Source organism: Streptomyces sp. NPDC058001 (assembly GCF_042886315.1).
GTDB lineage: Bacteria > Actinomycetota > Actinomycetes > Streptomycetales > Streptomycetaceae > Streptomyces.
On the sequence record NZ_JBHVQT010000005.1, the window covers coordinates 378,090 to 392,726 of the forward strand.

The following is a 14,637-nucleotide window of genomic DNA, read 5'->3' on the forward strand; positions in this document are numbered from 1 at the left end:
CCGGACCGCGGGGCGCGTTCACCCGCTCGGATGAGCCCGGACACAGACGGTACGAACCTTGCCCAGGATCCAGAAGACGGTCCCGGTCGCGGCGCCGTAAGCCAGGTGGGGGCCGAGGTCGTCCGCGAGGGTCTTGCGGTCGTACTTCCAGATGGGCTCGTAGAGCCCCGCGATCGGCAAGGTGATGTAGTCACTGAACCAAACGAGCGCGCCGAACGGCACGCCGTAGACCGCAGAGGGCGGCTTGCGCACCGAGCCGGCGACTACGCCGTAGAGCGCCCCGTAGGCCGCGCCGTACGACCAGTGCATGAACGTGCTGACCGGCCAGGCCGCGGTATCCGGGAGTTCGCGCTGGGTGAAGCCCTCGATCAGGCGCTTGCCGATCTGCCCGGGATCCGGAGCCTCCTTCCAGGTGCGGACGGGAGCGAACTCCCACCGCAGGGGATTGCGCTCACCACCGGACCGGCGCTGCCGCAGGAACCGAACCGTGTCCATGCACACGGTGCCGACCAGGCCGGCGGCCAGACCCGACGCGATCGCGCTGAGCGGAGTCAACTGCTTCGGAGTGCGCATTCTGCAACGCTCCTGCTGCTGGTCTTGGCGATACGGGGCCGGTAAGCGCGACGTCCCGCGACCCGGCGACGCCGACATCTCCCCCTAGGCATGCTTACACGCACACCGTCACGGCACCATTCGGGATGGGAAGGCCGCAGGGGGTGGCGGCCCGCGCAGCAACTGGCCGAGGCCACCTCCCCGCATCCGCGGATCTAGCGGATCTACGAGATGTCTCCGGACCAGGGCCGGGGGCCCTTCTCGACAGACTGCGGGCCGGCCAACGTGTGGCCAAGCCCGAGGTCGACGAGGAGTGGGTCAGTGTCGACGCGGGCGGGTGGGGAACGGTGCGTGCACGCATCATGCGACCGAAGGGCGCGACCGGGACGCCGCCGGTGGTCATGTACACGCAAGGGGGAGGCTGGGTGTTCGGCGACACCGACACCCACGACCGGCTGGTCCGCGAACTGGTGGTCGGCACCTGCGCGGCGGCGGTTTTCCCCGTATACGACTTGGCACCCGAGGCGAAGTACCCGACCCAGGTTGTTCGGGTCCCTGTCGGGTGAGCGCAACGGCTCGTCAGCCGGTGAGGCGTTCCACCAGCAGGAAGGTGCCGATGGTGATCATCATGGCACCGCTGATGCGGGTGACGATCCGGGCCGCCGAGGGCCTGGTCTTCAGCACCGTGCGGGCCAGGATGCCCACGGTGAGGTAGACGACGGAGCACGCGGTCACGTGCACCGTGCTGAGCAGCTCGGTCTGCGCGGCGACCGGCCAGCCGCCAGTGGTGTCGAGGAACTGCGGGAACAGGGAGAAGTACAGCAGCAGCGCCTTCGGGTTGAGGCCGCTGATCCCGAACCCCTTGAGCACGGCCTGCGCCCGGGATGTGTCCGCACTCTTCGCGGCGATCGGTACGGCCGGCTGCCGCAGAACGCCCCAGCCCAGCCAGAGCAGGTAACCGGCGCCCGCCACGGTCAGGGCGGTGAGTGCGGCCGGGGAACTCGCCACGACCATCGCCAGCCCCGCGACGGCCACCAGGGCGTAGGCGGCGTGCCCGGCGACCAGTCCGGCGACGGCGGGCACGACCGAGCGTTCCCGCAGCCCGGCCGATATCGCGTACGCCGAGTCCGCGCCGGGGGTGAAGACCAGCAGCAGGTCCACCGCCAGGAAGGCCGCCAGCGTCGTCGTGTCCATGGCCCGCTCCCTCTCGTACAGCTTGTTCCGAGAAGGAAGGCTAGGCCGGAAATGCCCGAAGGTGTTTACCTTCTTACCCCTTGATCGCGGCAAGTGAGGGAGAATCTTCTCCATGGACGCCCTAGATCGGAAGATTCTTGCTGAGCTGCAACTGGATGGCCGCCTGACCATCACCGAGCTGGCCGCCCGTGTACAGCTCAGCGTCTCGCCATGCCACCGACGGCTGCGCGACCTTGAACGTGAGGGTGCGATCCGCGGCTACCGCGCCGTCGTGGACCCGGCAGCCGTCGGCCTGAACTTCGAAGCCCTCGTCTTCGCCACCCTGCGCTGGGAGAACCCCGACACCGTCACCGCCTTCGAAGAGGCCGTGACCGCAATCCCCCACGTCCTCCAAGCCCAGCGCCTGTTCGGCGAACCCGACTACCTCCTGCGGGTCGCCACCACAGACCTGGCCGCCTTCCAGAAGCTGTACGACCAGCAGCTCGCCCGACTGCCCGGGGTCCAGCGCCTGACCTCCACCCTCGTCATGAAGAACGTCATCGACAGCCGCCCGCTCCCCGAATAGCTCACGGACTTGCCCGCTGGCACCCTCACGCGGTGTCGCTCAACGTTCGATGGCACGCGCGCAATGTTCGGTGGCACCGGAGTGCGCCACGAGGCGGTAGAGCTGGGCACCTCCCTGGACGATCGATTGTGTGGTGAACGTGGAACCCTCTGCGGTTGCTCAAGTCACCGGACAGCCAGTTCGGTGGCGGGGAGGTCCGTTGCCGACTGATGGCCGTGGATGGGGCGGAGGCCCCGTAGTAGTCGTGGGAGTAACGACCCGTAGTGGAGACCGGAAAAGCCGGTCGCAGGGCCAAGGGGGCCAGCAAGTCAGTGGCTGGAGTAGTGGAATGTGGGGAGGGTCGCCGGTGAATACCGACGAGATGGAGCGCGCCTTGTATGAGGCTGAGCGCCGGTACTGAAGATCCAGACCAAGCTGCACCGCTGGGCTCGTGATGATCCTCATCGCAGGTTCGACGACCTGTTCAATCTCGTTGCCGCTCGTCGTGTCAGATGATCTGGTTCGCCCGTGCGATGGAAAGACGGTGGACGAAGATCGCGCGAGCGGCGGACTTGCTCCATGACCGCATCAAATGCCAAGGCTGACCTTCACTCTTACCTGCAGAGCCTGTTCCTGATCGACACGCTGCACTTCACGACGACCAGCAGGTGACCCGCCCACCTCCTTCGAGAGGTGAGCGGGTCACCGCTTCGGCCGACCGGGATCAGCGGAGCTTGCCGCTCATACCGATCGCACCGACACCCTTCGGGCACTCGGCCTTGTTGTAGCCGTACCGCCAGTACGGCTTGCTGTTGTACTTCTTGCCGTTGGCGCACTTCACCTTGACGTGCACGAGGTACCCGGGGCACTTGGCGTGGGCCCGGCCGCGACCGTGGGCGTAGTCGAGCCACTTCGAGCACTTGGCCCTGGCGGACGCATCACCCTGTGCGGTCTGGCTCTGAGCGGTCAGTGCCTGTGCGGCGGGCGCGGCGGTGGCCGTCGGCACTGCGGCGAGGGCGACCCCGCCGCCGAGGGCGATCGAGGCGACCCCGAGCGCCAGGCGCTTCGTTGCGATCATGACGTGACTTCCTTCCCCGTTTGGGGGGACAGGGGGCGGGTGTCGCGCCCCATCCCGTATCCCTCGGTGGATGCGTTACCGACATTGCCCGGTCGGGTCCGCGGCGGCCCACAGCCGCCGCTCGAAGCGGCGCAACGCGGGACGTCCTACGCGCTGACCTGCTGGGATTTCGCGTCCCATGACGAAGTCGTGGGACAGGGGCGGGCGTCACGATCAAGCCATGAGGGTCGCGGAGTGCAAACGGGGCACCCACGCGGGCGTCCTTCCGGAAGGAGGGCGCGCCATTCCGGCCAACCCGCCTGATCGTGCGGTTTCCGGACGCTCCCTGGGGATGGGGCCACCCGCTCATACTGCGGGCCGACACCGCAGCGGTGACCACGCTCGACCGGCTCCTCGGCGGGTTCCTCGACGCGCGAGACCAGTCCGACCTCCCGTCGTGTTTCCGGCCGGGCACTCGTTTCACAAATCCGAACCGATGGAGTTCACGAAGGCCGTCCTGGCGTTCCTGCAGTCGGAGGAAGAACCCTGCCCTGCACTGGAAGCATGAGATTCAGCAGCCGTCGCCGGGATCCAGGAGCAGCTTCGGGAACGCGCGGCCGGCGCGGCGGATGTCCCTCTCGTCCTACGTCCAGCGCGCCTTGTGCTTGTAGCAGCGCAGAGCTATTTCGCCGACGAAGACGTGACCGTGCACTCGCAGGTCCGGCGTATGGAGCAGCTCGTCAGGGTCCAGCGGGACCGTGGCGCTCTGCGTCAGTTCCGCGAAGAGGGAGCGCGCGTACTCCCGGCTGGTGGGCATGAGCGGATGTTGACAGCAGCCACTGACAATGCCCACCGCCAGCAGTTCAGTTCTGGCCGGGAGGCGTCTCTTCCCAGAACCAGCCGTAGGCGGCCATCTCCTCCCGCGTCCAGTGCCACAGCAGCCTCGCGCCCTCCTCTGACCGGGCCGTGTCCCGGCCGCCGCCGTCGGCGAAGAACCGGATCAGCGCGCCGGCCGCAGGCTTGTCTGCGTCTCAGTTCGCGCACAGCTCCAGGTGGATCGGCCGTCCCCGTTCGTCGTCCTTCGGCATGACCGTGCTGGTGATCAGGTCCTTGCCACAGCGTGAACACTGCGGCAGCCGATCAGAACGCTCAACTCGGACCGTAAGGCCCCCCTTGGTCAAAACGTGAGCCCCGCCCAAGACCTGGTGACCTCCCACGTCAACTCCTCGGAATCACGGGCGGGACATGACCCGGCGACCGACCACCCTAGGCATCACGTGATCACCGGACTTTCCGCCTGATCGGCGCAGCGCTGTCGGCTAACGTGAGCGGGTGAATCAGGTCTGGGCGCCATTGATCGGTGTCGTACTTGGCGGAGGTCTTTCCTACCTGGCCCAGTTCACCACCGCACGCCAGGCCGCCCGTACCGAGGACAAGCGCCAGGCCGTGCAGCTGGCGGAGGCCCGCCGCGCTGAACGGCTTGAGGTGCTGCGGGAGTTCATCCAGCTCGCGCAGCAAGGCATACGCCTCGCCGAGGAACGCTACGAGGCACCCGAGTGGTCCTCCGGCCGCACACCTGAGTGGCTCGCCGCCGAACGGGCCCTCATCGAGCGCCTCTGGGTCTGCGAGCGGATGATCCTGGTTCTCATCGGCCCGCAGCTCTACCACCTTGCCTGGGACTACGCGAGCGCGGTGAACCATGTCCTGTGGGAGGACCTCGGCCGGCCCGAAGCCGCGTGGGACCATCTGCGCGGCCCCATGAACACCTTCCTCAACGCGGCCCACGAGAAGCTGGGCTGACCGCCCCAGAAGCCTGCCTGCCTCGGCCCCATCCTGGGCACTCAACCGTCAGCAGCACGAGCTACCCGATCCCTCAGTAAACCGGACGCTCTACGAGAGCCCTGACCTGACGGGCGATGTTGTTGCGGTGAGTCTGGGCTTGAACAACTACGAACTCCTCTGGCCCACACCGCTGTTGGTGTCCGAGGGCGAGTGCATCCTCCGATCCGCGAGCTCCTGGCACCACCGGGCAAAATGGCTCATGACGGAGGCCCTGGCCGGCACAACCGCAGTCACTGACTTTGAGGACCTGCCCAACCACACCGCACCAACGGCCGATCCCTGGGCAATCACCGCCACCGGCTGGGGTGCCCCTCTGAATCGCCGCATGGCCGACCCCGGAGCAGGTGGGCGGGGTCGGCGGCAGCAGGGTGAGATCAGCTGTTATCGACTTCCCGCGCCACGCGCTCCAGTCGGCTCCGGTGGTCCTCCCACCACGCGTGATCGCCTGGGGGCATGTTGTCGTTGCCCTTCAAATACCCGACGCTCTCGTCGATGAGCTCTCGCACGATGTCGGCGTGGCCGGTGTGGCGCTGGGTATCGGTGATCACGCGCACCACGATGTGGTGCAGTGTCACCTCTCGGCGTTCCTCCGGCCACCACGGGACGTGACCGATCGCGTCAAGCGGCAGCGTCGCGATCGTGCTGTTGGAGTGCTCCCACGCCTGGTGATACAGCCCAACGATCTCTTCGCGCGACTGGTCTGCGGTGGCCCACATGTCCGAGTTGGGTTCTGAGTCCTCCGTATACCACCAGGACGGCACGTCCTCGTCGAAGAAGGGCCGCCCGAACGTGTCACCGAGGTACCCCAGCTCCACGCTGGCGATGTGTTTGACCAGCCCCAGCAGGTTCGTTCCCGTGTGAGTCAGCGGGCGGCGGATGTCGTATTCCGAGAGCCCATCGAGCTTCCACAGCAGGGCGTCACGCCCGTCTTGCAGGTAACGGAGAAGGTCCGCTTTCGGATTCGGTTCGATCATGCCGGGCAGTCTTCCACCCGGCACTGACATTGATGCTGATCGTCAGGTTCCGGTGGAGGGAGTGCCCAGCCTGCGAGGTCACCTGGACGACCGGCATCGACCGATGTCATGACGCTCGCTACTGCTCGGGGCGCTGCCGCCAAGCCGCTTTCCGCCGATGCACAGCGGTCGAAGACGACTGACCGACAACATTAAGTGAGACGGCTTCGTCAAGCCCTTGGCTGTCGCTGTCGTGGTCGGCTGTTGACCGTGATGGTGCTGGTCATGCTGACCGATGCATCGTTCTGGGAGTTGCTCGCGTTCGACGGGATCGGCGACGTGGATGTCGAGGCGGTGACGGCCGCGTTCGGCACGGTCAAGGTGGTGGCGAGAGGCCGAGCGCCCGGGGCGGAGTGTCCGGACTGCGGCAGTTCTCGGACCGGGTGCACGACCGCTATCAGCGCAGGTTGAAGGATCTTCCGCTCGCTGAGCAGGGCTTCGTGATCCGGTTGGCGGTCCGGCGTTTCGTGTGTGGGGCTGGTGAAGGGTGCTGGTTTTGCCGCAGATATCGAAGGTGCCGCTGTACGCGCCGATCCGGCGTGACGCCCCCTGAGTCGGGGAGAGGTGCGGGGCGGCGGTGGCGCTCGTTGACGGGTGTCGGGGAGGGGTTGACCACTACTGTACTTGCTCTTATCGTTCTTCGATAACATCGATATTCGATACGAGGGGCGGTTGTCGATGTCTGCTGAGGTGCTGAGCTCCAGCGGGGCCGGGCTGCCAGATGGGCCGCCGTCAAATGACGACCGTGCCGAGGCCAGGCTGCTGGAGCCGGTTGCCACCGTGGTCCGGGGCGTCTACCGACTGTTTCTCGCGGTCCTCATCGCGAGCGCCCTGGCACTCCTGACAGGCACCAAGCTGAGCCAGATATGGGGCGGTCGGTACGTGTGTGCCGAGTCCCGCACGGAATTCAGCGGGGACGGGTTCACCCACCTGTTCCGACCCCATCCAGGGGCCGAGGTCATGGCCCGCCCGTCGTACTGCACGGATCACCCCGACAGTGCCCAGCGGCTGTTCGACTTCCTCGGCAGCTTCCCCTCGTGGCTGCTGCTCCTGGGCGTCCTGTTCCTGCTCAACCGCTTGATACACGGCGCCTCCCGCCAGGGCGTCTTCACCGTACGGACGGCGAAGCACCTGCGGGTCGCAGGTTGGTGGCTGCTGCTCGGCTGCCTGGTCGCAGAGGTGGTGGAAGCCGGCGCGCACGCGGCACTACTGGCGACCCTGGTCCAGGACTACACCTTCAACGCGGACAGCTGGGGGGAGAACTGGCAGGCGCCCTACGCCCTCGTCTTCACAGCCCTGGGCATCCTCACGTTCGCCCGCATCATGCGCGCCGGGGCGGACATGCGGAAGGATCTGGAAGGAACGGTGTGATGGCGCCGGACGGCAACGACAGCCACGCGATCGAGGTCCATCTCGATCACATGCTCAGCGAGCGTGGCATGACGCTTGCGGAACTTGCCTCCCGGGTCGGCGTGACCAATGTGAACCTGTCCATTCTGAAGAACGGCCGGGCCCGCGCGATCCGCTTCACCACGCTGACCCGCATCTGCGAGGTCCTCGACTGCCAGCCAGGCGACCTGCTCACGTACCGAGGCGCCGAAGACGAGCGCCGGCTGTAGACGGCACTGACCAGCCGCCGTCTGAGGCGGGCCGGGCCGACGCCGAGGTCCGTTTCACGTGCCGAAAGGAAGATGCGGCCCCGTTCGTGAGCCACCGCGTGTCCGCTCCATCTGTCCAGTCAGGTACTCCATGACATCCGATGACCCCACCAACGGGTCCTCCCAAGATTCCACCCGCTGCAAGGGCCGCGCAGCTCTGGACTGCAATTGCCCTGCCGGTACGGCGCCGTCAAAACTCCGGTTCTGTTCTGACTCACTTTCCGTGAAGAGCTGACTGAGTGTGATGTCAGTGGTGTGTGGCGGGATGGCCGGACTCTGCTGCCGTGGACCTGCTGGGAGTCCGCCTTGATGCCCGTGTACTCGTCTCTGTCCCACGCCCTGGCCGAGGCTTTGGTCGATGTCTTGTGGTTCATCGAGGGCAGTGAAGGCGAGCAGATGGATCCGGACGACGCGGTCAAGGTCCTGGAGGGTGTCGCCCACCTGGTCAGCAAGCTGTCGAGCGACCAGCGGAGCGAGTTGACCCATTTGCTCGGGACGATGGCCGAAGCCGAGTCTGTCCCCGCTCGGCGGGAGTTCCTGGAAGGGTTCCCGGAAGGCTTTGGGCTCCAAGATGATGTGGTCTGACCTGTGCTTCACGCGTAGAGCGGGACGCGCTTGCGGAGGACATGAAAGCCGGCCCGGCCGAACACCTGGCGTTTTACCGAGCGGAACCGGTGTCTTCGTCGGTCGCCCGAAGCAGAGCCAGACGACCCCCCTGAGATCTGCCGCCTTCATTCCTGTTTCAATCTCACCCACCACTCAATCTGGTGACATACGGTCACTACACGCGAACACGGCGTTACGATTGCGGCATCGGCGCGACGCGAGATGTGTCGTGGTGTCAGGTAAAGCCGATCATCTGGTTGTCAATCGTCATCGCTCATCCCCTAGGAGTGTTCGTGAAGCTCTCTCCCCGTCCTCTGCGAGCCGTCTTGGCGGCAGCGTCAAGTGCCGCGCTTGCCCTGCTGGTGTTCCCGAGTCCGGCTCACGCCGAGTTTGAGCGCGGTCCGGAAGTGCGTCAGGCGAGTGTGGGCTCCCTCGCCCCGTGTGGCTTCTTCCGGTACAGCGTCCGTGAGTCCCAGTTCGCCGCATACAACCACTGCGGCTCGACAACGGTGCGGGTACACGTCGACGTCAGAGGGGGCGGTAGCACCAATGACTACCACCTCTGTGTCAGCCCCGGCCCCACGCAGCTGCCGGGCGCAGGTCCGAATTATCTCAACGCGTACTACATCGGCGGCGCCGGCTGCCGGAGCGGAGACCGCACCGGACACACCCCCCACTGACCCTTGAACCAACTTCGGTGGCAAACGGTCCAGGTTCAATGCCGGGGACACACCGCTACGTCCTGTCCGCCTGAGGGGTCGGCCCGCTCCGAACGATTGTCACGCTAACGGAGCGTCACAGTCGGGCTGTCACGCACCTTGCCGCACCGCCTGTCACGCTCGCCGCCGACCACATGACAACAGCCGTCCCAATGCCCGAATTGATCACTTTCTGTCGCTCGAACACCATCGGAACCCCCACTCAGGGCCGTTATCGCGTGACAGCGCGACAAGCGTGACAGCCTCCCTCCCGAACATCACGTTCCGCCCCGAACATCACGTTCCGCTGTCCCCAGCCCCCAGAGCCCTCGTACTCAGAGGCAGCTGGGGAACAGCCGCGCCCGTGACCACCGCCACCGACCCGGCCGGCGCCCAATTGGCGACTCTGTGCGCCTTACTCGGCCAGGCCGCGTGTCGTCAGTCTCCGGCGTACCCAGGCAGCGAAATCGTCCCCAGGCCCTGCCGGCCGCATGTCTGTCAGCATCGCTTCTATCTCGCGACGTGGTGCGTCATCGACGCGCAGCAAGATCTCCAATGTGGTCAGCGGCACGAGTCGTACGACCGGAATGGAGGGATGGCGGCACTCTTCCAGGAGATTGGCTCGGTCGAGGAAGTGAACTATCTGCGGGATCGCTTCGTCGCGCAACGCACTTGCCAGCGCTTCACCGCAAATGCGTCGGTTGTCGTCGCGGAGAGCCCAGCGGGAGCGGAGCCTGGCCTCACTGTCGGGCAGATGCGCCGCCCGTGGTGGTGGAACCACGTCACCGGCCACAACCGCTGACCCGAAGGCAGGGGGAGCCCCCGCCTGGCCGCTGGGCCAGTGCTGCCGGTTGATCCACTCCCAGTAGGGAGCCGGCACCATGCGGTACCCCACGTCGAACACAGCGGCGTCCGGGTCGACGTAGTGACGTACGAACCCGAGAACAGCTTGATCACCGCTGTCAGCCATGAGGCGGAAGGTGCGGCCAGACCGCTTGAAGCCCGCTGCTCTCATCACGGGAGCCACGTGATCCCTGACCAGCACGTCCAGCGGTGTCATCTGTCTCTCTCCCGTGTCCGCGCGCCTGCATCGGAGCAGCCAGTTGCTGCCGCAGCGTAGCGCCGCGAACTGGCAGTCTCCGAGGTGAGTGGCGCTACCAGGTGGACGCCGATGGCCGCGAGCTTGTGTGGGGAGTCCCGGGCGGGTCAGAACGAGAAGTGCTTGACCACCGTCCAGCCGCGCTCCGCTGACCTGCCGTAGAAGGCTCGTAGATCCTCGTGGTACTCGGCCAGGCGCGCCCGCAGCTCTTCATCCGAGTTGGACGAGGGCAGTTGCCGCCACTCCTGCCACCGGTCCGGGAACGACACCCCCTCCAGGTGAGCCGCCGCGCGCGCCACCTCCGGTGGTTCGAGCACCGCGTGACCCGGGCCGCCGCCGGGGTCCGGTATGTGTCGGCCACCGAAGACCGGGAACTCCCGGTCGCCACCTGGCTCCGACCGGGGCCAGTAAAGCTCGTTCAGCTGGAAGAAACCGCTCTCCAGCCATACTGCGCCTCCTGCCCGGACCCGTCGGCGTATCTCGTCGAACTCCACATCGAACAGGGCCTCAAAGCCCGCTGCGTCCTCGGGCAGCTCGGAGGATTCGAATCCTTGAAAGTAGATCCACATGCTCATGCCCGGCAAAGTACCTGGCACCACCGACGCCGACGCTGTGGCGACAGCATGCCGCAGGCGCGAACGGTACAGCGAGGAAACACTCAAGCCGATATCAACGACGAGATATGCCGGTTCTGCCCCGGCCAACGCTCAACTGACCAACCGCGGTGCGTAGTCACAGGGGGCGGCTGAGATAGGGGTGCGGCCACCGTTGATCATCGGCGTGTGAAGGCAAACGATCACGTGGTGGCCCGCGGGTTCGTGGTAGACGGGCGCGGGGACGTGAGGAAAGGAACGCACGCCGTCGGTGTCAGCGCCAGTACACCGGCACCGCCGGGAGGCTCGACGTGTTCCTCAACGACATGACCGGTAGCGGTACCTGGAGTGACCCCGCCCTCGACAACACCCGCACCACACACCTCCTCACCGCCCTGCGCATCCCACCGAGCCCCCGATCACGCGGCTCACCTCCTTGGTCGGCGCGAGGGCGGCGGAAGGCGGTTGACAGTGATATCGGACCCGCTTCGCTGATCGACGTCAGGTACGTCTGTGAGCACGTCCATTGTCAGTGCGGTGCGCTTGACTGTTCGCCATGAAGCTCACACAGGGGACCGTCACCGACCTGCTGGCCCAACTCGGTCCGGCGGATGGCTACATGTATCTTCCCGGCGACGTGGACCCGCAGGACCTGGTCGGCCTGCTCGACAGCAGGTACGGCGCCCCACGCACCCTCGTCCTGGACGGCTTCACCGATCCGACGGTCGACGAATCCAGGGGCGCGGCTCTCCTGGTCCCCTTCGAAGACCGGGCCGTGTCGATTCGGGCGTGGGCGTACGGGGATCAGTGGATCGGCGCAGGTACGGCGCGGGACGCCGAGGGGGCCGGGCGTCCGGTGCTGGTGGTCGCTCGCAGGGAGGTGCCAATACCCTTGGCGGTCGCTCCGGGCGAGGACGTCGACTGGATGGAGCGGCTCAGAGGGATCACTGGCTGGACACGGCCCGCCCAGCGGCCGGACATGGACTGGGAGGAGGTGGAGTCGCGCCTCGGCACCGCGCTGCCGAGCGACTACAAGCGCATGGTCGAGACGTTCGGCGAGGGCGCCTTCGACGGATATCTGGACCTGAACCAGGAGCCGTGGACGAGTCTCAGGGAGGACGGTCTGCTCATCTGGGCGGGCACTGAGCACGAGGACCTGTACTGCTGGCGGGCCGACAGGGACGACCCCGACCGTTGGCCTGTTGTGGTCCGGTCCTTCGACAACGAGGACGTCTCATTCGACTGCCAAGCCGCGGAGTTCGTCTGCCGCATCCTCATCGACCCGCACCACCCGTACACGATGGCCTGCTATTTCGACACACACTGGTTCATGACCTACCAGGAAAGCGGCTGACCAAGCCCCGCCGCCCACGGCATCCGCAGCCTGGTCGGCGGCGGCGCCTTCGGGGAACAGGGCAGAAAAAGGGACTCGTCTGTCACAGCAGAATCGCTCAATGCAATGACGTCTTATGCGGAGCCCAGCGCGCAGCCAGAGCCACGTTCGCCTTGCCTCAGGCGGGCCGCATGACCTGGGCCAGGCCCGCTGGAGTGTTCTTCACCTCCGGCGGCGGGCCGGGGTTGCCGCGATAGGTCACACCGTCGATGGTGACTTTGCCTGTCGCCTCGGACAGCGGCAGATGCTCGGTCCGACCGTCGGCCGGCCCGCCGACGAAGGTCACCAGAACAGTGATCGAGTTCGGGTCCGTCGAAGCCGTTGCCTCCACACGCTCTACTTCACCCGGGGCCGCAGCGCCACCACCGGCACTACCGCATCCCACGAGTGCAACCAGCAGGCCAACGCAGCCCACCACTCTCAAGATCTGCATTCACGCATCCTGCCGGAACCAGATCAGGCCGCCTACAGCAGAGACGAGACCGGCGGCGAGGTGAGCGCGCATGGAGACTCCCTGGAGTGGGCCTTGCGCGGTGACGGGCCCAGTCTTATGGCGGGCATAAATCGTGTCCATGACAGGTCCAGTCAGGGTGTGGCGGAAAGTTACGGTTGGCCTTGGTCTCGCGGGCCCAAGTCGAGGCAGCCGTTGACGGGACGCGCCCTCGGTTGCGCAAAACCGCTCGCGGTCGGCAGCCGCCGGCGCGATGCTGTCACGATGCCCGCAGAGACCGCTTACCACGACGAACTCGGCGACCACTTCGCGAAGATCGCTGACACCAGCCCCTACAACGCGCACACCGACCGGCCCGCGATGCTCGCACTTGCGGGGGACGTCGCCGGGCTGAAGGTTCTCGATGTCGGCTGCGGGGCCGGGCACTACGCGGCCGAACTCCTGGCGGGTGGCGCTGAGGTAGTCGGAATCGACGGTAGCGCCACTCTGCTGAGTCACGCGCGGGAGCGATTGGGCGACCGGGCCGAACTGCGCATGCACGATGCGGAGAAGCCGCTGGACTTCATCGACGACGCGTCGTTCGACGGAGTCGTGTGCGCATTGATGCTCCACTACATCGCCGACTGGCAGGGTCTCCTCCGCGAGCTACGACGCGTCCTGCGTCCGCGCGGGTGGCTGCTGGTCTCGACAACGCACCCGACGGCTGACTGGCGAAGATTCGGTGGCTCGTACTACGCCGAGGACTGGGTTGACCGCCCGGTCGCCGGAAGCGCGTGGGTGATCCGCTACCAACGCATGCCGTTGGAAGCGTTTATGAACGAGTTGCTGGCCGCGGGATTCATACTTGAGAGACTCATCGAACCTCGCCCAACGCCTGGCCTGCAAGAACTCGACGAAGCGGCCTACAACAAGCTCCACGAAGCTCCGTGCTTCCTCGCTGTCAGACTTCTGCGGTCCTGATAGCGCGCAATCCGCGCCTCCCCGGCGAACCAACTTGATTACGACCTGACGGGACTGGCCCGCGCGAAGGAGAGTCCTCACGCAGCAGGTCCCCGACCGTGTCCGCGCTCAGCCTGTGACCCTGACGGGTCAGCTCGGTCGCGAGGCTCGTGGTCGACTTCACCGTCCAGCGCAGCGGCGACATCGGATCGCCCCGCTCGCCAGGTTCCACCAGTGCCAGCAGTGCGGGCCGCAGAACCGGATCAAGATCCACGGCCTTCTTCCGACCGCCACCGATCCTGCGTACCCGCCCCAGAGGACTCTCGCCGGCCTCCACTCGTCCACGCCCTTGCGGACCGTCGTCTCGCTGACCTGAGCCGCCGTCGCGACCGCCCGGATACCGCCGCGCCCCAGGACCCGAGCCTCGGCCCCCGTCATCATCATCAGCCGCTGCCGCTCGTCCAGATACGGAAACAACACGCCGAACTTCATGGCGAGTTGACCACGGACTTCATCGGAGACGCTCGTATCACAGCACCGAGCCGGATCGCCGGAAGCAACACGTTGATTCTCTGCGAGCCTTACAGTAGGCACTGTCGTCAAAAGACGTTGCCAAGGCGGCGTAGACATCAGACATGATGTGCAGATGGGACATCTCTCCGTCGACGTGCGTGCTTCGCTTCGGCTCTTCGCCTTCTACTTGGCGAACGGCACCATCGATGTCGATCTGCTCGACGGATTTGACTACCGGCCCACTCTCTTCCAGTTCGGTTCGCCGCTGGAGCAGGTTTTCGCCATCTACGGCAATGTGTTGCAAGTCGACACAAACGGAGAGGTGCTGAACGATGGGGATGCGCAGTACCGCGCCGCACAGTGGATCCGCAGCTGTTGCGACCCGACTTATGAGGTCGAGCCGCCGTTTCAGTCTTGGGAGACGGAACTCCACGGACCATGAACGAGCCGGCAGTTCACGTGGGACACCCCATCCACACCAGGAG

18 protein-coding genes and 4 pseudogenes are annotated in these 14,637 nt (G+C 66.1%); 12 read left to right on the forward strand and 10 right to left on the reverse strand.

What is annotated here, in order from left to right; translation table 11 throughout:
* Window positions 1-18: 18 nt before the first annotated feature.
* Window positions 19-573: a hypothetical protein gene (locus ACFVT5_RS14435; protein ID WP_389886168.1), complete on the reverse strand. Its 555-nt coding sequence runs from the start codon at window positions 571-573 to the stop codon at window positions 19-21.
* A 210-nt stretch (window positions 574-783) separates the two neighbouring features.
* Here ACFVT5_RS14435 and ACFVT5_RS14440 point away from each other — a divergent pair.
* Window positions 784-1,097: pseudogene (locus ACFVT5_RS14440) on the forward strand (alpha/beta hydrolase); the annotation flags it as partial.
* A gap of 34 nt (window positions 1,098-1,131) precedes the next feature.
* On the opposite strand, the gene ACFVT5_RS14445 reads toward ACFVT5_RS14440, so the two are convergent.
* On the reverse strand, window positions 1,132-1,746 hold the full coding sequence (locus tag ACFVT5_RS14445; protein ID WP_389886171.1) for a LysE family translocator: 615 nt from the start codon (window positions 1,744-1,746) through the stop codon (window positions 1,132-1,134).
* A gap of 112 nt (window positions 1,747-1,858) precedes the next feature.
* Between ACFVT5_RS14445 and ACFVT5_RS14450 the strand changes: the two genes are divergently transcribed.
* Window positions 1,859-2,311: an Lrp/AsnC family transcriptional regulator gene (locus ACFVT5_RS14450; RefSeq protein WP_389886173.1), complete on the forward strand. Its 453-nt coding sequence runs from the start codon at window positions 1,859-1,861 to the stop codon at window positions 2,309-2,311.
* Window positions 2,312-3,014: 703 nt separating this feature from the next.
* On the opposite strand, the gene ACFVT5_RS14455 is transcribed toward ACFVT5_RS14450, so the two are convergent.
* The 3 genes and pseudogenes from ACFVT5_RS14455 to ACFVT5_RS14465 all read right to left on the reverse strand — a co-directional run bounded on the left by ACFVT5_RS14455 (window position 3,015) and on the right by ACFVT5_RS14465 (window position 4,564).
* Complete coding sequence (locus ACFVT5_RS14455; protein WP_389886176.1) at window positions 3,015-3,368, reverse strand: hypothetical protein; 354 nt, start codon at window positions 3,366-3,368, stop codon at window positions 3,015-3,017.
* 622 nt (window positions 3,369-3,990) lie between these two features.
* Entirely contained in the window at window positions 3,991-4,164 is a 174-nt protein-coding gene (locus ACFVT5_RS14460; RefSeq protein ID WP_389886178.1) for a hypothetical protein, read from the reverse strand.
* A 46-nt stretch (window positions 4,165-4,210) separates the two neighbouring features.
* A pseudogene (locus ACFVT5_RS14465) lies at window positions 4,211-4,564 on the reverse strand (DUF6300 family protein).
* A gap of 115 nt (window positions 4,565-4,679) precedes the next feature.
* On the opposite strand from ACFVT5_RS14465, the gene ACFVT5_RS14470 reads away from it, so the two are divergent.
* Together ACFVT5_RS14470 and ACFVT5_RS14475 are read left to right on the forward strand one after the other, a co-directional pair.
* Window positions 4,680-5,147, forward strand: a complete 468-nt coding sequence (locus ACFVT5_RS14470; protein WP_389886181.1) for a hypothetical protein — start codon at window positions 4,680-4,682, stop codon at window positions 5,145-5,147.
* Window positions 5,148-5,274: 127 nt separating this feature from the next.
* Window positions 5,275-5,499, forward strand: a pseudogene (locus ACFVT5_RS14475) (hypothetical protein); the annotation flags it as partial.
* A 64-nt stretch (window positions 5,500-5,563) separates the two neighbouring features.
* On the opposite strand, the gene ACFVT5_RS14480 reads toward ACFVT5_RS14475, so the two are convergent.
* Entirely contained in the window at window positions 5,564-6,163 is a 600-nt protein-coding gene (locus tag ACFVT5_RS14480) for a DinB family protein (protein WP_389886184.1), read from the reverse strand.
* A gap of 243 nt (window positions 6,164-6,406) precedes the next feature.
* Between ACFVT5_RS14480 and ACFVT5_RS14485 the strand changes: the two genes are divergently transcribed.
* From ACFVT5_RS14485 to ACFVT5_RS14505, 5 genes are all read left to right on the forward strand, one after another.
* Window positions 6,407-6,613 (forward strand): hypothetical protein, encoded by a 207-nt coding sequence (locus ACFVT5_RS14485; protein ID WP_389886187.1) that lies wholly within the window; start codon window positions 6,407-6,409, stop codon window positions 6,611-6,613.
* Window positions 6,614-6,880: 267 nt separating this feature from the next.
* Window positions 6,881-7,573, forward strand: a complete 693-nt coding sequence (locus ACFVT5_RS14490; RefSeq protein WP_389886189.1) for a hypothetical protein — start codon at window positions 6,881-6,883, stop codon at window positions 7,571-7,573.
* Entirely contained in the window at window positions 7,573-7,821 is a 249-nt protein-coding gene (locus ACFVT5_RS14495) for a helix-turn-helix transcriptional regulator (RefSeq protein WP_365975846.1), read from the forward strand. Before ACFVT5_RS14490 ends, ACFVT5_RS14495 begins: the two co-directional genes overlap by 1 nt.
* Before the next feature lie 348 nt (window positions 7,822-8,169).
* Window positions 8,170-8,445 (forward strand): hypothetical protein, encoded by a 276-nt coding sequence (locus tag ACFVT5_RS14500; protein ID WP_389886193.1) that lies wholly within the window; start codon window positions 8,170-8,172, stop codon window positions 8,443-8,445.
* Window positions 8,446-8,888: 443 nt separating this feature from the next.
* Window positions 8,889-9,146, forward strand: coding sequence for a DUF6355 family natural product biosynthesis protein (locus ACFVT5_RS14505; RefSeq protein WP_389886666.1), 258 nt, complete (start codon window positions 8,889-8,891; stop codon window positions 9,144-9,146).
* A gap of 433 nt (window positions 9,147-9,579) precedes the next feature.
* On the opposite strand, the gene ACFVT5_RS14510 is transcribed toward ACFVT5_RS14505, so the two are convergent.
* On the reverse strand, window positions 9,580-10,224 hold the full coding sequence (locus ACFVT5_RS14510; protein WP_389886196.1) for a DUF4304 domain-containing protein: 645 nt from the start codon (window positions 10,222-10,224) through the stop codon (window positions 9,580-9,582).
* A gap of 146 nt (window positions 10,225-10,370) precedes the next feature.
* Window positions 10,371-10,838: a hypothetical protein gene (locus ACFVT5_RS14515; RefSeq protein WP_389886199.1), complete on the reverse strand. Its 468-nt coding sequence runs from the start codon at window positions 10,836-10,838 to the stop codon at window positions 10,371-10,373.
* A gap of 574 nt (window positions 10,839-11,412) precedes the next feature.
* Between ACFVT5_RS14515 and ACFVT5_RS14520 the strand changes: the two genes are divergently transcribed.
* Window positions 11,413-12,210, forward strand: coding sequence for a hypothetical protein (locus tag ACFVT5_RS14520; protein WP_389886202.1), 798 nt, complete (start codon window positions 11,413-11,415; stop codon window positions 12,208-12,210).
* Window positions 12,211-12,367: 157 nt separating this feature from the next.
* Here ACFVT5_RS14520 and ACFVT5_RS14525 read toward each other — a convergent pair whose 3' ends face one another.
* On the reverse strand, window positions 12,368-12,682 hold the full coding sequence (locus tag ACFVT5_RS14525; RefSeq protein WP_389886204.1) for a hypothetical protein: 315 nt from the start codon (window positions 12,680-12,682) through the stop codon (window positions 12,368-12,370).
* A 282-nt stretch (window positions 12,683-12,964) separates the two neighbouring features.
* On the opposite strand from ACFVT5_RS14525, the gene ACFVT5_RS14530 reads away from it, so the two are divergent.
* Complete coding sequence (locus tag ACFVT5_RS14530) at window positions 12,965-13,660, forward strand: class I SAM-dependent methyltransferase (protein ID WP_389886207.1); 696 nt, start codon at window positions 12,965-12,967, stop codon at window positions 13,658-13,660.
* Window positions 13,661-13,733: 73 nt separating this feature from the next.
* Here ACFVT5_RS14530 and ACFVT5_RS14535 read toward each other — a convergent pair.
* Window positions 13,734-14,131, reverse strand: a pseudogene (locus ACFVT5_RS14535) (ISAzo13 family transposase); the annotation flags it as partial.
* 154 nt (window positions 14,132-14,285) lie between these two features.
* Here ACFVT5_RS14535 and ACFVT5_RS14540 point away from each other — a divergent pair.
* Complete coding sequence (locus tag ACFVT5_RS14540; RefSeq protein ID WP_389886210.1) at window positions 14,286-14,594, forward strand: hypothetical protein; 309 nt, start codon at window positions 14,286-14,288, stop codon at window positions 14,592-14,594.
* Window positions 14,595-14,637 lie beyond the last annotated feature (43 nt).

Bases quoted from the DNA above. Each gene is read 5' to 3' on its own strand.
- ACFVT5_RS14435 (WP_389886168.1), bottom strand. From the start codon at position 573: ATGCGCACTCCGAAGCAGTTGACTCCGCTCAGCGCGATCGCGTCGGGT.
- ACFVT5_RS14445 (WP_389886171.1), bottom strand. From the start codon at position 1,746: ATGGACACGACGACGCTGGCGGCCTTCCTGGCGGTGGACCTGCTGCTG.
- ACFVT5_RS14450 (WP_389886173.1), top strand. From the start codon at position 1,859: ATGGACGCCCTAGATCGGAAGATTCTTGCTGAGCTGCAACTGGATGGC.
- ACFVT5_RS14455 (WP_389886176.1), bottom strand. From the start codon at position 3,368: ATGATCGCAACGAAGCGCCTGGCGCTCGGGGTCGCCTCGATCGCCCTC.
- ACFVT5_RS14460 (WP_389886178.1), bottom strand. From the start codon at position 4,164: ATGCCCACCAGCCGGGAGTACGCGCGCTCCCTCTTCGCGGAACTGACG.
- ACFVT5_RS14480 (WP_389886184.1), bottom strand. From the start codon at position 6,163: ATGATCGAACCGAATCCGAAAGCGGACCTTCTCCGTTACCTGCAAGAC.
- ACFVT5_RS14490 (WP_389886189.1), top strand. From the start codon at position 6,881: ATGTCTGCTGAGGTGCTGAGCTCCAGCGGGGCCGGGCTGCCAGATGGG.
- ACFVT5_RS14495 (WP_365975846.1), top strand. From the start codon at position 7,573: ATGGCGCCGGACGGCAACGACAGCCACGCGATCGAGGTCCATCTCGAT.
- ACFVT5_RS14500 (WP_389886193.1), top strand. From the start codon at position 8,170: ATGCCCGTGTACTCGTCTCTGTCCCACGCCCTGGCCGAGGCTTTGGTC.
- ACFVT5_RS14510 (WP_389886196.1), bottom strand. From the start codon at position 10,224: ATGACACCGCTGGACGTGCTGGTCAGGGATCACGTGGCTCCCGTGATG.
- ACFVT5_RS14515 (WP_389886199.1), bottom strand. From the start codon at position 10,838: ATGAGCATGTGGATCTACTTTCAAGGATTCGAATCCTCCGAGCTGCCC.
- ACFVT5_RS14520 (WP_389886202.1), top strand. From the start codon at position 11,413: ATGAAGCTCACACAGGGGACCGTCACCGACCTGCTGGCCCAACTCGGT.
- ACFVT5_RS14525 (WP_389886204.1), bottom strand. From the start codon at position 12,682: ATGCAGATCTTGAGAGTGGTGGGCTGCGTTGGCCTGCTGGTTGCACTC.
- ACFVT5_RS14530 (WP_389886207.1), top strand. From the start codon at position 12,965: ATGCCCGCAGAGACCGCTTACCACGACGAACTCGGCGACCACTTCGCG.
- ACFVT5_RS14540 (WP_389886210.1), top strand. From the start codon at position 14,286: ATGGGACATCTCTCCGTCGACGTGCGTGCTTCGCTTCGGCTCTTCGCC.